Genomic DNA, 17,427 nt, shown 5'->3' with positions numbered 1-17,427 from the left:
ACGAGCGTAGGGAGGCGCATCACCGGGCCTTCATCGGCGCGACGGCCAGCACCGGCATTTCGAGGGTGCGCCCGGTCGAGGCCGGCGTGGTGTAGCCGCGGCGGGTGAACACCCTCAGCAGGCCCACGCACAGGGCGGTGAAGCCAGCGAACAGGACGACCAGGGCCAGCAGCGGCGCCTTGAGGCTGGAGCCGCGGGTCGGGGCCTCGGCCCGCTCGATGACGGTGACATTGTCGGCCCCGGCGGCGACAAGGGCGTTGTCGGCGCGCGCCTGCACCTCGCGCTGCTGGAACTCCCGGATGTTGGCGGTCAGGACCTCGCGGTTGCCGGCGAGGTTGGCGTTGGTCGATTCCAGCCGGGTCAGATCGGCCAGCCGCGAGCGCAGCTGGGACAGCTGGCGTTCGGCCACGGCCAGCCGGGCCGCCAGCCCGTCCCGGTCGGCGGCGGCGGTGATGCGGGCCGTCTCGATCGCGGTGAAGACGGTGCTGGGCCCGGTGCGGACCTCCTTGGCGCCGACGGTCGTCCCGGTTGCCACATAGGCCTGGAGATCAGCGATCTGCTGTTCGATATCCCTCACCGGCTGGGCGTCCGGCGTGTAGCGCGACAACAGCGCCTCGCGCTGGGTGCGCAGCTCCAGAATCTGGTTCTGGGCCGAAACGTTCAGGTCCTGCTGCAGCACGACCTCGGCCGGTTGCTGCGCCAGCTGGGCCTCAAGGGTGTTGAGCCGCTGCGTCGCCTGGTTCAGCTGGGCCCTCAGCGAAAGCGCCTCGGCCTGGGTGGTCTGGTAGCTGGCGGCCAGCGACGCCTTGGCCGTGGCGAAGTCGCCGATGTTGTTCGACGTCATGAAGGCGTTGTAGGCCGCGTCGGCCCGGGCCAGATCTTCCTCGAACGCCTCGCGCTGGGCGGCGATGGCGGGGGTGGTGCGATCCCGGAACACCGTCCGGCGCTGGACCAGATACTGATCGATCAGGCTGTTCAGGATCGTCGCGGCGCGCACCGGGTCGTTGGCGGCGTAGGACGCCGAGATGATCGCGCTGCCGGGCGTGGTGCCCACGCCGAGACCGCTGTCCAGGGCCTTGAGCGCCGCCGCCTTCTTTTCGGCGGGGGTTCCGGTCGCGCCGGGCCCGAGAATGGCGTCGGCCCCGAGGGCCTCGACCGTCTTCTGCTTGACCGCGAGGCTGCCGAGGATCTGGGCCTCGGACTGGGCCACGGCGTCCGCCTCCAGCGGCTGCCCTCCCCGCTCGGCGGCGCCGACCCGCGGCTGGTAGACATATTCCTGTCCGACGCCTGCGTAGACGCTGGCGCTGGCGGTGTAGGATTTCTTCAGCGTCAGCACCGCGGCCGTGCCGAGCGCGAACAGCAGCAAGAAGACGATGATCATCAGAAGCAGTTCGCGAAACAGCAGGCCGACGACATCGACGAAGCCGTAGCGCGGGCGGACTGTCGTGTAGGCCGTCGTGCGCATGCGGGCGGACTGATTCCATCTGCGGGACTGAACGGGTCCAGCCTTGGGCCAGCGGCGTTAACTCATGGTTACCCATAAGCGGCGACCTTGCGGTCAGACGCTGCTTCCGGGAATCAATCCGCCATGTCCATCGACCGCCGCCTGCTGCTTCTGGGCCTCGCCGGGGCCGGCGGCGCGCTGGTCTCCGGGTGCGGCGGCGGCGAGTACGGCGCACGGATGCCCGGGCCGATGGCCTCGGGCGGCGACCGCGTCCAGCAAGTCGGCCGGACGTCTTTCCCGGAGATCGGCTTCGCCGACTGGACCGAGAATGAACCTGAGTATGTGCTCTATCCCGGCGACGAGATCGAGATCGCTACGCCGACCGCCGTCGAACTGACCCGGACCCAGAGGATTGGGCCCGATGGCCGGATTTCGCTGCCGCTGGTCGGCCAGATCATGGCGGCGGACAGGACCATCGCCGAGGTCGAGGCGGATGCGTCCGACGCCTTCGCCAGCCAGCTGCGGCGACCGGTGGTGGAAATCACCCTGAAGACGGCCGGACCGATCCGCGTCTGGGTTGGCGGCGAGGTGCGGACCCCGGGCATGATCGAGATGACCGGCGACCTGGACGCCTACCAGGCCGTGATCCAGGCCGGGGATTTCCTGCCGACCGCGCGCCAGCACGAGGTGGCGCTGATCCGGCGGGGTCCGGGCGGGGTGCGGATGATGCGGGCGGTCGATCTGCGGCCCCGCCGCGGCGAGGTCGTGGCCCTGAGGCGCGGCGACATCCTCTTCGTGCCGCGTTCGAACCTGGGCGAAGTGGCGAATTTCGTCTCGCTGTTCCGCAACGCCCTGCCGATCGGCTTCAGCTACGCTATCGGCGGGCAGTATCAGAATTTCTAGGGCTCGAACCGAAGCCCGACCTCGTCGCCCTTCTGCCAGACCACGGCGCACTCACGCTCGCCGCTCGCCAGCTTCAGCACGACGGCGCCCGAGAAGGTCAGGCCGCGCGTGTCGACAAGCCGAACCTTGGCGCCGCCCTCGTGCATGTTGCGAACCACGACCGCGTGGCTTTCCTTCATCGGGCCGTGGATGAGCTGCGCTTTAACGGCGATGCGCGGCCGTTCTCGTTTCCTGTAATCACTAACTGGCATTCAGGGACCGTCCGTCGTCTGCGGACAGTGTAGTGTCTAGCTGGCCGACAAGGATTAACGGCGGTGGACGGTCGGCGGGCTCAGGCCGCGAGCGACACGACGCCCGCGTCAATCCAGCGGCGGGCCGCCTTTTGCGCTTCGCAGATTTCATCCTGCTCCATCTCGGCGCTCATCTCGCGGCGATAGACGCGCGCCTCGATCGAGCCCTTCATGGCCGCCAGGTTGAAGATCATATGGGCCGAAACGCGGTCCATCGGGCAACCGCCCTGGCCGCTCGAATACATCATACCCAGACGGAACAGGTCGTCCCCGCTCATCTCAGCCGTTGGCAGGGGCAGACCCTGCTCTTCGTTGACCGTGGGCGCCGTTTCTTGCGCGATCATCACCGTATCCTCCGAACCGGCGCCTTTCTGGCCCCGCCTTCTGACACCGATGAAATACCCGCGGTTTGAAGTTAAAGTTAACAGCCACGGCCTCTGAACGGCCTTTCCGGCCAGATCGTCCGGAATAGCGCGCCGTGTAAAGACCTCTGAAATCTCTTCGAAATCTCTGATTCACCACCGCTAACGAAGAGTCACCGCACCGCTTACAAAGGGTTACCGCGCCCGTTGCCCGAACAGCACCTTGCGGGCCTCTTCGGCGGCCTTGCCGGAAGCGGCGAGGCTGCGGCGCAGGGTGTCGCCCAGCGCCCGGCCAGCGACCACGCCGGGCCTTTCCCCCACCCTCGCCATCCAGGCCTTGACGTGGGGGAACTCTTCCAGCGACTGGCCCTGCAACTCCGGCAGGATCCACGGCCAGATGGCCATGTCGGCGATGGAATACTCGCCGGCCACGAAGTCGCGGTCCGCGAGGCGGCGGTCCAGCACCCCGTAGAGGCGGTGCGTTTCGTCGGTGTAGCGCCGCACGCCATAGGCGATCTGACGCTGGTCCTTGATCATGGCGGGAGCGTACTGGCGGAAATGATGGGTCTGGCCCGCCATCGGACCCAAGCCGCCCACCTGCCAGAACAGCCACTGGTCGACCTCGGCCTTGCCCCGAGGGTCCTGCGGATAGAAGCGGCCGGACTTCACGCCGAGATACTGCAGGATGGCCCCGGACTCGAATATCGCCAGCGGCTGCCCGTCCGGACCGTCAGGGTCGACGATGGCCGGCATGCGGCCATTGGGGCTGATTTCCTGGAAGGCCGGCGCGAACTGCTCGCCGGCGCCGATGTTCACCGGCCTCATCACATAGGGCAGGCCCATCTCCTCAAGCGCGATCGAGATTTTCCAGCCGTTCGGCGTCGGCCAGTACCAGAGTTCAATCGGTCGGGTCATGCGGCGGCTCCGGACTCAAACACATGTCTGGACTTGGGCGGTCCGGTCGCCCGGCGCAACGACGAACCTGACCGCCGCGTTCAGGCGCAGTTCATCACGGTGGCTGAATGCTGACATGATTAACGGGCCGGTAACGCCTTCCGTCCCGAAGAGGATGGAGACCCGGATGAGACGCTTCACCAGAGCAGCAATCATAGGCCTCGCCCTGGCCACGACGGCTGCGCCGTTGGCCGCTGAGGCCCAGAGCTGGCGGGACCGGCAGGAACGCCGCGAGGATCGCCGGGAGTATCGTCAGGACCGACGCGAGGACCGTCGCGAGTATCGGCAGGAACGCCGGGAGGACCGCCGCGATTGGCGCCGGGGCGAGTACGACAGCCGGCGGGATTACCGTCAGGACCGCCGCCAGGACCGGCGGGAGTTCCGCGAGGAACGTCGCGAGGACCGTCGGGAATTCCGTCAGGATCGCCGATGGGACCGCAGCAATCGCGACTGGTGGCGGGGTCGCGACGACTTCCGCGACTATCGCGGCGCCCGCAGCGGCTACTGGTACGCCCCGAGCTACGGCTACTACCGTGTCGAGCCGCGCTATTACGGCTATCGCTGGCAGCGAGGCGGCTATCTGCCGCCGTCCTATCGCGGCTATTATGTGCGCGACCCGTACGTCTACGGCCTGCGGCCGGCGCCTCGCGGCTACCGTTACGTCCACGCCGGCGACGACATCGTCATGATCGCCATCGCGACCGGCCTGATCGCCAGCGTGCTGAACGACGTTTTCTAGGCCTGGCCAAAGGGCCTTCAGGAACGCCCCGCGGAGCTTCGGCCCGGCGGGGCGTTTCATTTCAAATGATTAATGAAACGTCGCCATCCGTTCAGTCACGGTTCATCGTGCAAGCGCGACCTTTCCCTCAAGCCGTCTGACAGGGACGTGCAGGAAGAAACGAGAATGAAGCGCTCATTGATGGTCGCCGCCGCAGTCGCGGCTTTCGTCGTTCCCGCGGCCTCGCCGCTCGCCGTAATGGCGCAGGACCAAGAGGCGTCCGCAAGCACCGAAGCTCGCGAACAGCGTCGCGCAGCCCGGGCTGAAGCCCGCGCCGAACGCCGGGCCGAAACGCCTCCGCCTGCGCCCCGTCCGGAGCGACCGGCTCGTCCGGACCAGCCCGATCGACCCCAGCAGCCCGACGCCCCCCGTCAGGAGCGGCGCGAAGAGCGCCGGGACGACCGGCAAGAGCGGCGCGCAGAGCGGCGTCAGGATCGCCCTGCGCCGCTGATCCGCCCCGAGGTCCGGCAGGAGCGGCGCGAGGATCGCCAGGAACGGCGGGAAGACCGGCGGGACGACCGCCAGGACCGTCGGCAGGAGCGGCGTGAGGACCGGCCGAACCGTCCGGAGCAGCCGCAGGATCGGCAGGAACGCCGGGAGGAACGCCGGGACGACCGTCAGGAGCGACGCCAGGACCGTCGTGAGGATCGGCAGGAGCGCCGGGAGGACCGGCGCGAATACCGCGAGTTCCGCCAGCGGTTCAACAGCGACAGCTGGCGGCGCGACTGGACCCGTCGTCACGGCCGCGACTGGTGGCGCCACGACCGGCGCTGGCGCGGTTATAATGGTGTCCGGATCGGCTTCTATTTCGCTCCGGGGTACGGCTACTACAACGTCCCGCGCACCTACTGGAGCCAGACCTGGCGGGTTGGCGACTACCTCCCGTCGATCTTCTGGCGCTACCGGCTGAACGACTGGCGGACCTACGGGCTCGGCTATCCGCCCGAAGGAACCCGTTGGGTGTTGGTCGATAACCACATCTATCTGATCGACGAATACGACGGCTACATCATCGACGTCATCTACGACGCCTGGAGCTGGTAAGCCTTCGGCCTACGGATGGAACGCCGGCCGGTCGCGAGACCGGCCGGCGTTTCGCTGTCTGGGATCGAGGTTGCAGCAACCGCCGCGCCGCGTCAGAACCGGTCCCATGAAGGACGCGGCGATCAGCGACACGACCACCGGCGAAGAGGTCCCCTCCTCCCGCGCGCCCCAGCTGCACCTGTCAGAGGAGCTGATGGCCTCGCCGGCCCGCTTCTTCAACCGTGAAATCTCGTGGCTCAGGTTCAACGGCCGCGTCCTCGAGGAAGCCGCCAACCCGGCGCACCCGCTGCTGGAGCGGCTGCGCTTCCTGTCGATCTCGGCCAACAACCTCGACGAATTCTTCATGACCCGGGTCGCCGGGCTGAAAGGCCAGGTCCGCGAGCGTGTCCGGGTCCTGTCCGCCGACGGCCTGACGCCCGCGGAACAGCTGGCCGAGGTCAGCGTCGCGGCCGGCGGACTGATGGACGAGCAGCAACGGCGCTGGCGCAAGCTGCGAAAGGAATTGGCGGCGGCCGGAATCGAGGTGGTCGATCCGACCAGGATCAACCGCACCGAGCGCGAGCGGCTGGAGCCCGAGTTCCTCAGCCAGCTGTTCGCCATCCTGACGCCGATGGCCATCGATCCGGCCCACCCCTTCCCCTTCCTGCCAAACCTCGGCTTCTCGCTGGCCCTCAAGCTGCGGCGGCGCTCCGACAACCGGATGCTCTACGCCCTGGTGCCCGTGCCGACGCAGGTGAAGCGATTCTGGCCGCTCGCCACCGACGGACGATCCACGCCGGGCCGTAAGCGGTACCTGGCCCTCGAGAGCCTTCTGATGCTCTTCATCGACCACCTGTTCCCGGGGTGCGACGTGCTGGAGCAGGGCGTCTTCCGCCTGATCCGCGACTCGGACATCGAGATCGAGGAGGAGGCCGAGGATCTGGTCATGGAGTTCGAGGAGGCGCTGAAGCAGCGCCGGCTCGGCTCGGTGGTGCGCATCAAGATCGAGGCGTCGATGCCCGACGACCTGCGCACCTTCATCACCAACGAGCTGGACGCGGCGCCGCAGGACATCGTGCTGGTCGACGGGATGCTGGGCCTGGCCCAAGTCTCCGATCTCATTCCCAGCGGCCATCCGGACCTGAAATTCCCGGGCTACGAGCCGCGCTATCCTGAGCGGGTCCGCGACAACGGCGGCGACATCTTCGCCGCTGTCCGTGAGAAGGACATGCTGATCCACCACCCCTTCGAGAGCTTCGACGTGGTGGTCCAGTTTCTGCGCCAGGCCGCGCGCGACCCCAACGTCATCGCCATCAAGCAGACCTTGTACCGGACCTCGCGCGACAGCCCGATCGTCGCCGCCCTGATCGAGGCCGCCGAGAACGGGAAGAACGTCACCGCCCTGGTCGAGATCAAGGCGCGCTTCGACGAAGAGGCCAACCTGAAATGGGCCCGGGCCATGGAGCGGGCGGGCGTCCATGTCGTCTTCGGCTTCGTCGAGTACAAGACGCACGCCAAGCTGAGCGTCGTGGTCCGCCGCGAGGGCGAGGGCCTGCGCACCTACTGCCACTTCGGCACGGGCAACTACCACCCGGTGACGGCCCGGGTTTACACAGACCTGAGCCTGTTCACCTGCAATCCGGTGCTCGGCCGGGATGCGAGCCGCGTGTTCAACTACATCACCGGGTACGCGACGCCCGACCAGCTGGAGGCCCTGGTGGTCTCGCCGCTGAACATGAAGGCGACCCTGATCGACCTGATCGGCGCGGAGATGGCCGCCGCCGCGAAGGGCAAGCCCGCCGCCATCTGGGCCAAGCTGAACTCCCTCGTTGATCCGGGCGTCATCGACGCCCTGTACCGGGCCAGCCAGTGGGGGGTGCGCATCGAGCTGGTCGTGCGGGGCATCTGCTGCCTGCGGCCCGGCGTGCCCGGACTGTCGGAGAACATCCGCGTCAAGTCGATCGTCGGCCGCTTCCTTGAGCACAGCCGCATCGTCGCCTTCGCCAACGGTCGGGACCTGCCGCACGACAAGGCGAAGCTGTTCATCTCTTCCGCCGACTGGATGACCCGCAACCTCGACCGCCGCGTCGAGTTGATGACTCCGGTGCTCAACGCCACCGTTCACGACCAGGTGCTGGATCAGATCATGGTGGCCAACCTCAAGGACGACGCCCAGAGCTGGATTCTGGACGCCGACGGCGACTACCGCCGCGTCGCGCCGGCCGACCCCGAACGGCCGTTCTCGGCCCACAGGTATTTCATGACCAATCCAAGCCTGTCGGGACGCGGCCGCAAGGTGAAGACCCTGCCCGGCCAGCTGAGCTACGAGCCGTCGCGGAAGAAGCGTTGATGCCGACCGCGCTCGCGCCAGCGACCGGATCGATTTTCGACGCGCCCCGCGAGTTCGCGGCCGTCGACATCGGCTCCAACTCGGTCCGTCTGGTCCTGTATCGTCTGGAAGGCCGCGCCGTCTGGACCGTGTTCAACGAAAAGGTGCTGGCCGGGCTCGGGCGCGACCTGGCGTCGACCGGCCGGCTGTCGGAGGACGGGGCGGAACTGGCCCTGACAGCATTGAAGCGGTTCGCCGCGGTCATCGACGGGGTCAAGCCCGCCCGGACTTTTGTCGCCGCGACGGCGGCCGTGCGGGAGGCCGCCGACGGCCAGACCTTCTGCGAGCGCGTGGCGGCGGAGACCGGCCTGGTCATCCGCGTTCTGTCCGGCGAGGAAGAAGCGCGGTACGCCGCTCTCGGCGTCATCGCAGGCATGCCGGGCGCCAGGGGCGTCGCGGCTGATCTCGGCGGGGCCAGCCTGGAGCTGGTCGGGATCGAGGACGGTCGGGTGGGGCGAGGCGTCACCCTGCCGCTGGGCCCCTTCTCCCTGGCGAATGACGGCCCGTTCGACGTCGGCAAGCTCCGCGAGACGATCGCGACGCGGCTGAAGCCGGCGGGGGAGTACAAGGCCGACACCCTCTACGCCGTCGGCGGCGCGTGGCGGACCCTGGCGCAGGTCCACATGGGCCACGCCCGCTATCCGCTGCACATCGTGCACCAGTATGTGATGGAGGCCGACGAGGCGCGTGACATCGCGCGCCTCGTCGCCCGGTCGTCGCGGGCCTCGCTGGAGCGCTGGAAAGGCCTGTCGAAGAAGCGGGCCGAAACCTTGCCGCACGCCGCCCTTGTGCTTGAGGGCCTCATCGACCGCCTCGGTCTAAAGCGCATCGTGCTGTCGGCCTGGGGCGTGCGCGAGGGGCTGCTATACGAGGCCCTGGACGAAGAAGCCGTCGCCGCCGACCCGCTGTTGGCCGGCTGCACCGCCCTGGGCGCACGGCAGGGCATTTCGCCGGGCCTCCCCGGGGCGCTGTTCGGCTGGATCGATCCCATCATCGAAGCCCTGCCCCGGGCGTTCGACTCCGGGCGGGACCGGACTCTGGCGGATGCGGCCTGCCGACTGGCGGATCTCGGCGCCCGGCTGCACCCGGATCATCGCATCGAGCTGGCCTTCGACCAGGTCCTGCGCGCGCCCATCCCGGGCCAGACCCACGCCGAACGCGCCTATCTCGCCACCGCCGTAAACGCCCGTTACGGCGGCGGGGCGGCCACGCCCGAACCGGACACAGTGACCCGGCTGCTGAACGAGGACCAGAGGACCGCCGCGCGGGCGCTGGGCCTCGCCATCCGTCTCGCCTGTGATCTGTCAGGGCGCGCGCCGCAACTGCTGGTCAACGCCCATGTCGCCGTGAAGGATGGCGTCCTGGTGCTGTCCGCATCCGACGGCTATGCCGACGTGCTGCTGGGTGAGCAGACCCGGCGGCGGGGCAAGGCGCTTGCCGAGGCCATGGGTCTGAAGCTGGATATCCGGAACGGCGCCTGAGGTTCGCTCAGTCGCCCATCGACCAGTTCAGACGCACATTGCGCACCGACTGCCCGGCCGCCGTCAGGGTTCCGGTCAGGACGACGCCGTCACGGCCCAGATTCCGTCTCGCCGTAGCCAGGGCGTTCGGGTCCAGCCGTCCGTCAAAGGAGACAACGCCGAGCTCCGGCGATCGGCCCTCGAAATTCAGGCGGGTGTCTGTGACCGAATAGCTCGTCGGCAGAACGCGGGCGGTGACTCCACGCGGCCCGCCCGAGACCGCCGCGTCCGTCGGCCCACCGGCGACTGCGCTGAACTGGATCATGACCGGCCCGCTCCCCCCGCGCGCCCCACCGGCCCAGGCCTCGAAGGCCGGAGGCTGGCCAATGAAGACATGGTCCAACCGCCAGCGCCCGAGCCGGACCACGGCCGCGGGCCTGTAGTAGCCCGACAGGTCGGACGTGGCGGCATGAGAGAAGGACGCAGCGGCCGGACCACCCGCCTCCCCGCTCGGCCGTGGGCCCGTCTGGTCGCAGGCGGCGAGGGTAAGCATCGCAGCAGCAAGCCCGATGGAGCGGCGAAAGGTGGACATTTCGCTCCCGCGTAGGACCCGGCTGGCCGCGATCACGGCAGGTAGGCGACCACGCGCAGCCAGTGAGCCGCCTGACCCATGTCGATCACTTCGAACAGAGGGATGGCGAAAAGGAAGACGAGGCCATCGCGAATGGTGAGCAGGAAGAGCGAGGGGCGAATGGTCAGTTGGTCCTCGTCGCGCCACAGCCCGAACCGGGGCCAGAAACGCGGGGTGCGCGCCTTGTAGGTCAGGTAGGCCGATCCGAACTCACGCTCCAGGAAGGCCTCCTCGCGACCGACCGTGAGCGAGAACACCAGCATGGCGACGAGCACGAACAGGAGGGCGATGGTCACGCTGCCGCTCTGGGCCCCGATGCCGAAGGCCCCGATGAAGCTGAACACATAGAGCGGATTGCGGCTGATCGAATACGGGCCGCGGTCGACGATTTCCGACTTCTTGCGGCCGCCGATGTAGAGCGAGCACCAGGCGCGGCCGACGATGGCCAGGACAATGGCCGCAAGTCCTACCCCCTCCACATCCTCATGCCACTGTCCATCAACGCCGCCGATCGACTGGCTTACCAGCGACAGGCCGACGAGGCTGACCAGTCCGATCAGCACCGCCGCCTTACGGATTTTCTGGACCGCACCGAGGCTGAGAGGGGTCGGGGTCAATGTCGTCATGCGTCGGGTCTCCGGCGGCTACCGAACGCCGTATCGACGGTGATTTCAAGGCCCGTGTTTGCGAGCGAAAGGCGTTCGCGATCAACGATCCAGGCCGCGGTCCAGCGCCCGGAAGGAGGCGATCGACAGTTCGGTGGCGCTGATGAACACCGAGGGCGTAATCGTCCCGAAATCATCCGACGGACGGTGATAGTCGGGGTGGTAATTCACGCCGAGATACAGGAACGGCACCTGCGCCCGGTGGAAGGCCGCATGGTCGGACGAATTGACCCAGTTGTCCTCGCCGGTGTCCTGCGGCGTATCCTTGCCGAAGGCGAGCGCAACCGCCCCGTTGGCCGGCAGGGTCTCGAGCAGCGGACGGAAGCCGGGGTGCTGGTAGGTGCCGGTGACCCACAGCTTGCCGTCGGTCTCAGCGCGGGCGGTCATGTCGAAATTGAGGTTCATGGCGATCGACTCGAGCGGCACCGGCGGGGCCTCGACGAAGTGGCGGGCGCCCAGCAGGCCCCGCTCCTCGCCGTCCAGCCCCACGATCAGCACCGAGTGCTCCGGCGCCTCGCGCTTCAGATCGGCGGCCAGCGCCAGCATGGTGGCGACGCCCGAGGCGTTGTCGTCGGCGCCGTTGTAGATCTGACCCTCGGAGACGCCGACGTGGTCGTAGTGGGCGGTCACGACGATGTACCGATCGGTCACCCGCGTGCCCGGGATGACGCCGAGCACATTGACGCCGTTGAAGGTCCTGGGCCCCTCGCGGGTGCGGCCCTGCATTTCCCACGGCTGCAGCCGTCCCATGGCCGGGGCGGCCACGCCCAGCGCCTCGAGCCGACCGACGATATAGGTCCGGGCCATTTCCCCGCCGGGCGCGCCGGTGTCGCGACCCTGCATCTCGTCGGCGGCGAGGATTCGGACGTCCTCGAGCAACTGGGCGTGCATCGCCGACGGCTGCGGCGCGGCCGGAGTTTCCGGCGTGGCGGTCGAACAGGCGCCGAGCAACAGGGCCGCGGCGAAAGGCGTGAGAACGGCGAGGCGAAGGTGGCGCATGGAGATTCCCTTGAGACTCCGTCACGCTAGCAGGCGCAGCCGACGTCGTCAGATTAACGTCGTGTCATGGGCGACGAAACGGACCCGGTCTCGCGGCGTTCGCCCCGGGTGCTAGAAGTCGGCGGCAAAACCGGAGCGAACACGATTCCCATGACCGACACCGCCGTCGATCAGCTGACCGAAGAACAGGCCCGGGAGGAATTCACCCACCTGACCGTCGAACTGGCGCGTCACGACGCCCTCTATCACAGCCATGACGCGCCCGAGATTTCGGACGCGGAGTATGACGCGCTGAAGCGGCGCGCCCTGGAGATAGAGGACCGCTTTCCCGAACTGACCATGGCCGACTCGCCGTCGCAGGTGGTCGGGGCGGCCGTCTCCACCCAGTTCGCCCCGGTCCGGCACGGCGTGCCGATGCTGTCGCTGGACAACGCCTTTGACGCCGGCGAGGTCGCCGATTTCGAGGCGCGCATCCGCCGCTTTCTGAAATTGCCCGCGGGCGAGCCGGTCGCCTTCGTGGCCGAGCCCAAGATCGACGGCCTGTCCGCCAGCCTGCGCTACGAGAACGGCGTGCTGGTGCGGGGCGCGACCCGCGGCGACGGGCGCACCGGCGAGGACGTCACCGCCAACCTGCGCACCATCGACGACATCCCCGAACGCCTGGCCGGCGCCGACTGGCCGGAGGTGATCGAGGTGCGGGGCGAGGTCTATGCGCCCAACGACGCCTTCGACGCCTTCAACGCCGCGGCCGAGGCGGCCGGAACCCGCACCTACGCCAACCCGCGCAATTTCGCCGCCGGGTCGCTGCGCCAGAAGGATCCATCGGTCACGGCCGCACGGCCGCTGCGATTCTTCGCCTACGCCTGGGGCGAGATATCGGAGCCGTTCGCGGAGACCCAGGCCGGGGCGTTGGACGCCCTCAAGGGCTGGGGGTTTCCCGTCAACGACCGCTCGCGCCGGGTCGAGGACGCCGACGGCCTGCTGACCCTCTACGACCGCCTCCAGAGCGACCGGGCGACGCTCGGCTATGACATCGACGGTGTCGTCTACAAGGTCGACCGGCTGGACTGGCAGGCGCGACTGGGCTTCGTCGCCCGCACCCCGCGCTGGGCCATCGCTCACAAGTTTCCGGCCCAGCAGGCCCAGACCGTGCTGGAAGGCATCGACATCCAGGTCGGCCGCACCGGTTCCCACACCCCCGTGGCGAGACTGCATCCGGTCACCGTCGGAGGCGTCGTGGTCCGTAACGCCACCCTGCACAACGCCGACGAGATCGCGCGTCTGGACGTCCGCATCGGCGACACCGTCACCCTGCAGCGGGCCGGCGACGTGATCCCGCAGATCTTGGGCGTCGTCGACGCCGGCCGCCCCGGGCGCGGCGAGCCCTATGCGTTTCCGCACATCTGCATCTGCCCGCTGAAGACGGCGCTGGTGAAGGAGACCAACGCCTCCGGGGTCGAGTCGGTAGTGCGACGCTGCACTGGCGAACTGGCCTGCCCGTTCCAGCGCATCGAGCACCTCAAGCATTTCTGCAGCCGGCGCGCCTTCGACATCGAGGGGCTGGGCGAGAAGCAGCTGATCGCCTTCCATGAGCGGGGCTGGATCAGCCAGCCGGCCGACATCTTCCGGCTGGCGCGGGACGCGGAGAAGCTGGACGCCCTGCGCGCCGAGGACGGCTATGGCGAGACCAGCGTGCGCAATCTGGTGGCAGGGATCGACGCCCGGCGGACCATTGCGCTGGACCGGTTCATCTACGGCCTGGGGGTGCGGGACATCGGGGAGCAGACCTCTATCGTGCTGGCCCGCGCCTTCGAGACCTGGCCCGCCTTCGAGGCCGCCTGCCTCGCCGCGGCGGAGGGCATTCCGAGTGAGGACTGGGTGCGGCTGGCCGAGACCCATGCGGTGTCGCCCCGGGTGATCGCGGCGCTGGCGGAGGCATCGCCTGCCGCTGAGGATCCGTGGCCCGAGGCGCCGATCGACCAGAAGATCGCCCTCGCCTTCCCCGGCCTCGCCGCCCCGGCGCGGCGCGGGCTGGCGTCGCTGGCCGACGACTGGGCCGGGCTGGTCCGGCTGGCGGAGGTCGCCCGCACCGAGGGGCCGTCCGAAGGCCTCGGCCAGATCGCCGGGGTATCCGGGGTCGGACCGGTGGCGGCGCGGGCCCTCGCCCTGTTCTTCCGCGAGAGCCACAACCGGGCCATGGTCGACGCGCTGGTGGGCGAGCTCGACCGGATCGAGGACGCCGAGAAACCGAAGACCGACACCGCCGTCGCGGGCAAGACCGTAGTCTTCACCGGGGCCCTCGAACGCTTCACCCGCGACGAGGCCAAGGCCCGGGCCGAGAGCCTCGGCGCCAAGGTCTCGGGGTCGGTGTCGAAGAAGACCGACTACCTCGTCGCCGGCCCCGGCGCGGGATCCAAGATGGCCGAGGCTCAGAAGCACGGGGTGACGGTGCTGACCGAGGACCAGTGGCTGGCGCTGATCGGCGGCTAGCGGTTCAACGCCGAACGGGCGGCCTCGGCGTAGCGGTGGCCTGAAGCCGCGCCCTTGGGGAAGACCCCGTCGATGCGGGCGAGATCTTGCGGCGTCAGGGTCAGGTCGACGGCGGCGACGTTCTCTTCCAGCGTGCGGATGCGGCGGGTGCCGGGGATGGGGACGAGGTGCTCGCCCTGGGCCAGGACCCAGGCGAGGGCCAGTTGCGCGGCGGTGACGCCCTTGTCGACGGCGATGGCCTGGACGGCCGCGACGAGATCGAGGTTCTTCTGGAAATTCTCGCCGATGAAGCGCGGGTTGGACCGGCGGAAGTCGTCGGCGGCGAGGTCGTCGATCGACTTGATCTCGCCGGAGAGGAAACCGCGGCCGAGCGGGCTGTAGGGGACGAAACCGACGCCCAGCTCCTCACAGACGGCGAGCAGTTCGTCCTCGGGGTCGCGGCTCCACAGCGAATATTCGGTCTGCAGGGCGGTGATCGGGTGGGTCGCGTGACCGCGGCGCAGGGTTTCAGGCGCGGCTTCCGACAGACCGAGGAAGCGGACCTTGCCCTCGGCGACCAGCTCGCCCATCGCTCCGACGGTTTCCTCGATCGGCGTGTCGGGGTCGACACGGTGCAGATAGTAGAGGTCGACGTGGTCGACGTTCAGCCGCTTGAGGCTGCCCTCGATGGCGCGGCGGACATTGGCGGGCGAGCCGTCGACCGCGAGCGCCGAACGGTCGGCGTTGTAGCCGATCCCGAATTTGGTGGCGATGAAGGCCTGGTCGCGCCGGCCGGCCAGGGCCTTGCCGAGCTGGATTTCATTGGTGTGCGGGCCGTACATCTCGGCGGTGTCGAACAGGGTGACGCCGAGATCGAGGGCGCGGTGAATCACCGCTGTCGCCTGGGCCTCGTCGGACGGCTGGCCGTAGAAGGCGGCCATGCCCATGCAGCCGAGGCCGATGGCGGAAACCTCAGGGCCCGACCGGCCCAGCTTGCGCGTCTTCATCGGCGCATCTCCTGAAATGTGGGAAGCCGGCGACGCACCCGCCGGCTCCCGGGAGGTGGGCGCCGTTCCGCCTTATTTCAAGGGCGCGCAGGCCGCCTCCAGCCACGCCTTCGCCTCGCCCTCCAGCAGCGGCCCGACCTTGGCGAGGGTCTCGGCGTGATAGGCGTCGACATAGGCGCGCTCGTCCGGCGTCAGCAGGGCGACGTCGATCAGCTTGCGGTCCAGCGGGGCGAAGGTCAGCTGCTCGAAACCGTGCATCGGGCGCTCGCCGCCGGGAATCGGCTCGGGCGGAGTCACCACCTGCAGGGTCTCGATGCGGATGCCCCAGTGGCCTTCGCGGTAGTAGCCGGGCTCGTTGGACAGGATCATGCCGGTCAGCAGCGGCTGGGCGTTAGGGGCCCGGGCGATCCGCTGCGGACCCTCGTGGACGCCGAGATAGCTGCCGACGCCGTGGCCGGTGCCGTGGTCGTAGTCGAGACCGGCCATCCACATCGGCAGGCGCGCGAGAGCGTCCAGCTGGTGGCCGGTCGTGCCGGCGGGGAAGCGGACCGTCGCCATGGCGATGTGGCCCTTGAGCACGAGGGTGAACATGCGCCGCTGCTCGGCCGTCGGCTCGCCGACCGCCATGGTGCGGGTGACGTCGGTGGTGCCGTCCAGATACTGGCCGCCGCCGTCGACGAGCAGCAGGCTGCCCTTCTCCATCCGGCGGATGGTGCGGGTCACCGGCTTGTAGTGCGGCAGGGCGCCGTTGGGGCCCGAGCCGGCGATGGTGTCGAACGACAGGTCCTTCAGCGCCCCGGTGGCCTCGCGGAAGGACTCCAGTTTTTCGGCGATCTCGCGCTCGTCGGGCAGGGTCTCCTGCGCCGTCGTGTCGACCCAGTGCAGGAAACGGGTCAGGGCCGCGCCGTCGCGGATGTGGGCCTGACGGCTGCCTTCGATCTCGACCGGGTTCTTGCAGGCGCGCGGCAGGGTGCAGGGATCCATGGCGCGCACGACGGTGGCGCCGGCGGCCTCGAGCCGGTCGAAATACCAGGCCGAGGACTGGCCGGGGTCGACCAGAACCGATCGCCCGGACAGGCGGTCCAGCGCGTCCCGCAGCGCCTCGGGCGCCTCCAGCGTCACGGCGTCGCCCAGCCAGCCCGGCAGTTCGTTGGTGACCTTGCGCGGATCGAGGAACAGGCGCGCGCTCCCGTCGGCGGCCACGATGGCCTGGGACAGCGGCAGCGGAGTGCGGATCACGTCGCCGCCGCGGATGTTGAACAGCCAGGCGATCGACGACGGCGCCGTCAGGACCGCGGCGTCGGCCCCGGCCTCGCGGATGGCCAGGCCGATGCGGGCGCGTTTCGAGGCGCTGGACTCGCCGGCGTAGCGGTCGTCGTGAGGGACGACGGGGGCGGTCGGCTGCGACGGACGCTCGTCGCCCCAGGCCTGGTCGACCGGATTGATCTCGACCGGCTTCAGCACCGCCCCCGCCTTGCCGACCGCGCGCTTCAGCGAGGCCAGGGCGTCGGGGCTGTGCAGGCGCGGGTCGTAGCCGATCGTGGCCCCCCTCGGGGCCTTCTCCAGCCAGGCGGCGAGGCCGTCGTTCTCCAGCGACAGGATCTCGAACTGCGCCGGATCGACCTGGGCCCGGACCTGGACAGTGTAGCGGCCGTCGGCGAACACCGCCGCCCGGTCCGTCAACACCGCCCCGGCGCCCGCCGAGCCGGTGAAGCCGGTCAGCCAGGCCAGCCGGTCGTTGGCGGCGGGCAGATATTCGTTCTGATGCTCGTCCTCATGCGGGACCAGCAGGCCGTCGAGACCCTGTTCGGCCATGGCGGCGCGCACGCGGGGCAGGTGTCTGGCCCCGAAGGACGGATCGGTGGTTTCATCGAAGGACTGGCGCATGGAGGCCTAGATAGCCGTCGTTGACGCGGTTGGGGAGGGACAAGGCACGACTCTGCGCCGCTTCTTGCGAAGCGGTGTGGGGAGGGAGCGGGACAGCCGGGCCTCGCCCGGTTGTGAATGTGATTACCGTTTCGACGAGACAGGCTGCCCCGCGCGGCCGTTTTCC

General features: G+C 69.0%; 15 protein-coding genes. 6 read left to right on the top strand and 9 right to left on the bottom strand.

Features of this window, described 5'->3' with window-relative positions; translation table 11 throughout:
* Positions 1–19: 19 nt before the first annotated feature.
* Positions 20–1,465 carry a GumC family protein gene (locus tag V6M45_RS04070; protein WP_332654195.1) on the bottom strand — a complete coding sequence of 482 codons (1,446 nt, stop codon included), beginning with the start codon at positions 1,463–1,465 and terminating at the stop codon, positions 20–22.
* A gap of 123 nt (positions 1,466–1,588) precedes the next feature.
* On the opposite strand from V6M45_RS04070, the gene V6M45_RS04065 reads away from it, so the two are divergent.
* Entirely contained in the window at positions 1,589–2,347 is a 759-nt protein-coding gene (locus V6M45_RS04065) for a polysaccharide biosynthesis/export family protein (protein WP_332654194.1), read from the top strand.
* Here the strand turns inward: V6M45_RS04065 and V6M45_RS04060 are convergent.
* The 3 genes from V6M45_RS04060 to V6M45_RS04050 form a co-directional block, all read right to left on the bottom strand.
* A complete protein-coding gene (locus V6M45_RS04060; RefSeq protein WP_332654192.1) occupies positions 2,344–2,598 on the bottom strand; it encodes a PilZ domain-containing protein in 255 nt (84 codons plus the stop codon). The genes V6M45_RS04065 and V6M45_RS04060 overlap by 4 nt on opposite strands.
* Before the next feature lie 80 nt (positions 2,599–2,678).
* Positions 2,679–2,981 (bottom strand): sel1 repeat family protein, encoded by a 303-nt coding sequence (locus V6M45_RS04055; RefSeq protein WP_332654191.1) that lies wholly within the window; start codon positions 2,979–2,981, stop codon positions 2,679–2,681.
* A gap of 213 nt (positions 2,982–3,194) precedes the next feature.
* Positions 3,195–3,914 carry a glutathione S-transferase N-terminal domain-containing protein gene (locus V6M45_RS04050; protein ID WP_332654189.1) on the bottom strand — a complete coding sequence of 240 codons (720 nt, stop codon included), beginning with the start codon at positions 3,912–3,914 and terminating at the stop codon, positions 3,195–3,197.
* Between the two features lie 166 nt (positions 3,915–4,080).
* Here V6M45_RS04050 and V6M45_RS04045 point away from each other — a divergent pair, with 166 nt between their 5' ends.
* The 4 genes from V6M45_RS04045 (at position 4,081) to V6M45_RS04030 (ending at position 9,624) form a co-directional block, all read left to right on the top strand.
* Positions 4,081–4,692 (top strand): RcnB family protein, encoded by a 612-nt coding sequence (locus tag V6M45_RS04045; RefSeq protein ID WP_332654188.1) that lies wholly within the window; start codon positions 4,081–4,083, stop codon positions 4,690–4,692.
* 165 nt (positions 4,693–4,857) lie between these two features.
* Entirely contained in the window at positions 4,858–5,775 is a 918-nt protein-coding gene (locus tag V6M45_RS04040) for an RcnB family protein (RefSeq protein WP_332654187.1), read from the top strand.
* 106 nt (positions 5,776–5,881) lie between these two features.
* Positions 5,882–8,104: an RNA degradosome polyphosphate kinase gene (locus tag V6M45_RS04035; RefSeq protein ID WP_332654186.1), complete on the top strand. Its 2,223-nt coding sequence runs from the start codon at positions 5,882–5,884 to the stop codon at positions 8,102–8,104.
* Positions 8,104–9,624 (top strand): Ppx/GppA family phosphatase, encoded by a 1,521-nt coding sequence (locus V6M45_RS04030; RefSeq protein ID WP_332654184.1) that lies wholly within the window; start codon positions 8,104–8,106, stop codon positions 9,622–9,624. Before V6M45_RS04035 ends, V6M45_RS04030 begins: the two co-directional genes overlap by 1 nt.
* Before the next feature lie 7 nt (positions 9,625–9,631).
* Here V6M45_RS04030 and V6M45_RS04025 read toward each other — a convergent pair whose 3' ends face one another.
* The 3 genes from V6M45_RS04025 to V6M45_RS04015 form a co-directional block, all read right to left on the bottom strand.
* Complete coding sequence (locus V6M45_RS04025; protein WP_332654183.1) at positions 9,632–10,195, bottom strand: hypothetical protein; 564 nt, start codon at positions 10,193–10,195, stop codon at positions 9,632–9,634.
* Between the two features lie 32 nt (positions 10,196–10,227).
* Positions 10,228–10,860 (bottom strand): methyltransferase family protein, encoded by a 633-nt coding sequence (locus tag V6M45_RS04020; RefSeq protein ID WP_332654182.1) that lies wholly within the window; start codon positions 10,858–10,860, stop codon positions 10,228–10,230.
* 81 nt (positions 10,861–10,941) lie between these two features.
* A complete protein-coding gene (locus V6M45_RS04015) occupies positions 10,942–11,898 on the bottom strand; it encodes a M28 family peptidase (RefSeq protein ID WP_332654180.1) in 957 nt (318 codons plus the stop codon).
* A 150-nt stretch (positions 11,899–12,048) separates the two neighbouring features.
* Between V6M45_RS04015 and ligA the strand changes: the two genes are divergently transcribed.
* Positions 12,049–14,388, top strand: a complete 2,340-nt coding sequence (gene ligA / locus V6M45_RS04010) for an NAD-dependent DNA ligase LigA (RefSeq protein ID WP_332654179.1) — start codon at positions 12,049–12,051, stop codon at positions 14,386–14,388.
* On the opposite strand, the gene V6M45_RS04005 is transcribed toward ligA, so the two are convergent.
* Together V6M45_RS04005 and V6M45_RS04000 are read right to left on the bottom strand one after the other, a co-directional pair.
* Positions 14,385–15,374, bottom strand: coding sequence for an aldo/keto reductase (locus V6M45_RS04005; RefSeq protein WP_332654178.1), 990 nt, complete (start codon positions 15,372–15,374; stop codon positions 14,385–14,387). The two genes, ligA and V6M45_RS04005, sit on opposite strands and share 4 nt — an antisense overlap.
* 72 nt (positions 15,375–15,446) lie before the next feature.
* Positions 15,447–17,261, bottom strand: coding sequence for an aminopeptidase P family protein (locus V6M45_RS04000; protein WP_332654177.1), 1,815 nt, complete (start codon positions 17,259–17,261; stop codon positions 15,447–15,449).
* Between the last annotated feature and the right edge of the window lie 166 nt (positions 17,262–17,427).

The sequence above is a fragment of the Brevundimonas sp. genome, assembly GCF_036676055.1.
Classification (GTDB): Bacteria; Pseudomonadota; Alphaproteobacteria; order Caulobacterales; family Caulobacteraceae; genus Brevundimonas.
Note: the sequence above shows the minus strand (reverse complement) of the source record. Positions and strands in the feature narration are given on the sequence as shown.

Excerpts from the sequence above, each read along its gene's own strand:
- V6M45_RS04070 (WP_332654195.1), bottom strand. The coding sequence starts at position 1,465 with ATGCGCACGACGGCCTACACGACAGTCCGCCCGCGCTACGGCTTCGTC.
- V6M45_RS04065 (WP_332654194.1), top strand. The coding sequence starts at position 1,589 with ATGTCCATCGACCGCCGCCTGCTGCTTCTGGGCCTCGCCGGGGCCGGC.
- V6M45_RS04060 (WP_332654192.1), bottom strand. The coding sequence starts at position 2,598 with ATGCCAGTTAGTGATTACAGGAAACGAGAACGGCCGCGCATCGCCGTT.
- V6M45_RS04055 (WP_332654191.1), bottom strand. The coding sequence starts at position 2,981 with ATGATCGCGCAAGAAACGGCGCCCACGGTCAACGAAGAGCAGGGTCTG.
- V6M45_RS04050 (WP_332654189.1), bottom strand. The coding sequence starts at position 3,914 with ATGACCCGACCGATTGAACTCTGGTACTGGCCGACGCCGAACGGCTGG.
- V6M45_RS04045 (WP_332654188.1), top strand. The coding sequence starts at position 4,081 with ATGAGACGCTTCACCAGAGCAGCAATCATAGGCCTCGCCCTGGCCACG.
- V6M45_RS04040 (WP_332654187.1), top strand. The coding sequence starts at position 4,858 with ATGAAGCGCTCATTGATGGTCGCCGCCGCAGTCGCGGCTTTCGTCGTT.
- V6M45_RS04035 (WP_332654186.1), top strand. The coding sequence starts at position 5,882 with ATGAAGGACGCGGCGATCAGCGACACGACCACCGGCGAAGAGGTCCCC.
- V6M45_RS04030 (WP_332654184.1), top strand. The coding sequence starts at position 8,104 with ATGCCGACCGCGCTCGCGCCAGCGACCGGATCGATTTTCGACGCGCCC.
- V6M45_RS04025 (WP_332654183.1), bottom strand. The coding sequence starts at position 10,195 with ATGTCCACCTTTCGCCGCTCCATCGGGCTTGCTGCTGCGATGCTTACC.
- V6M45_RS04020 (WP_332654182.1), bottom strand. The coding sequence starts at position 10,860 with ATGACGACATTGACCCCGACCCCTCTCAGCCTCGGTGCGGTCCAGAAA.
- V6M45_RS04015 (WP_332654180.1), bottom strand. The coding sequence starts at position 11,898 with ATGCGCCACCTTCGCCTCGCCGTTCTCACGCCTTTCGCCGCGGCCCTG.
- ligA (WP_332654179.1), top strand. The coding sequence starts at position 12,049 with ATGACCGACACCGCCGTCGATCAGCTGACCGAAGAACAGGCCCGGGAG.
- V6M45_RS04005 (WP_332654178.1), bottom strand. The coding sequence starts at position 15,374 with ATGAAGACGCGCAAGCTGGGCCGGTCGGGCCCTGAGGTTTCCGCCATC.
- V6M45_RS04000 (WP_332654177.1), bottom strand. The coding sequence starts at position 17,261 with ATGCGCCAGTCCTTCGATGAAACCACCGATCCGTCCTTCGGGGCCAGA.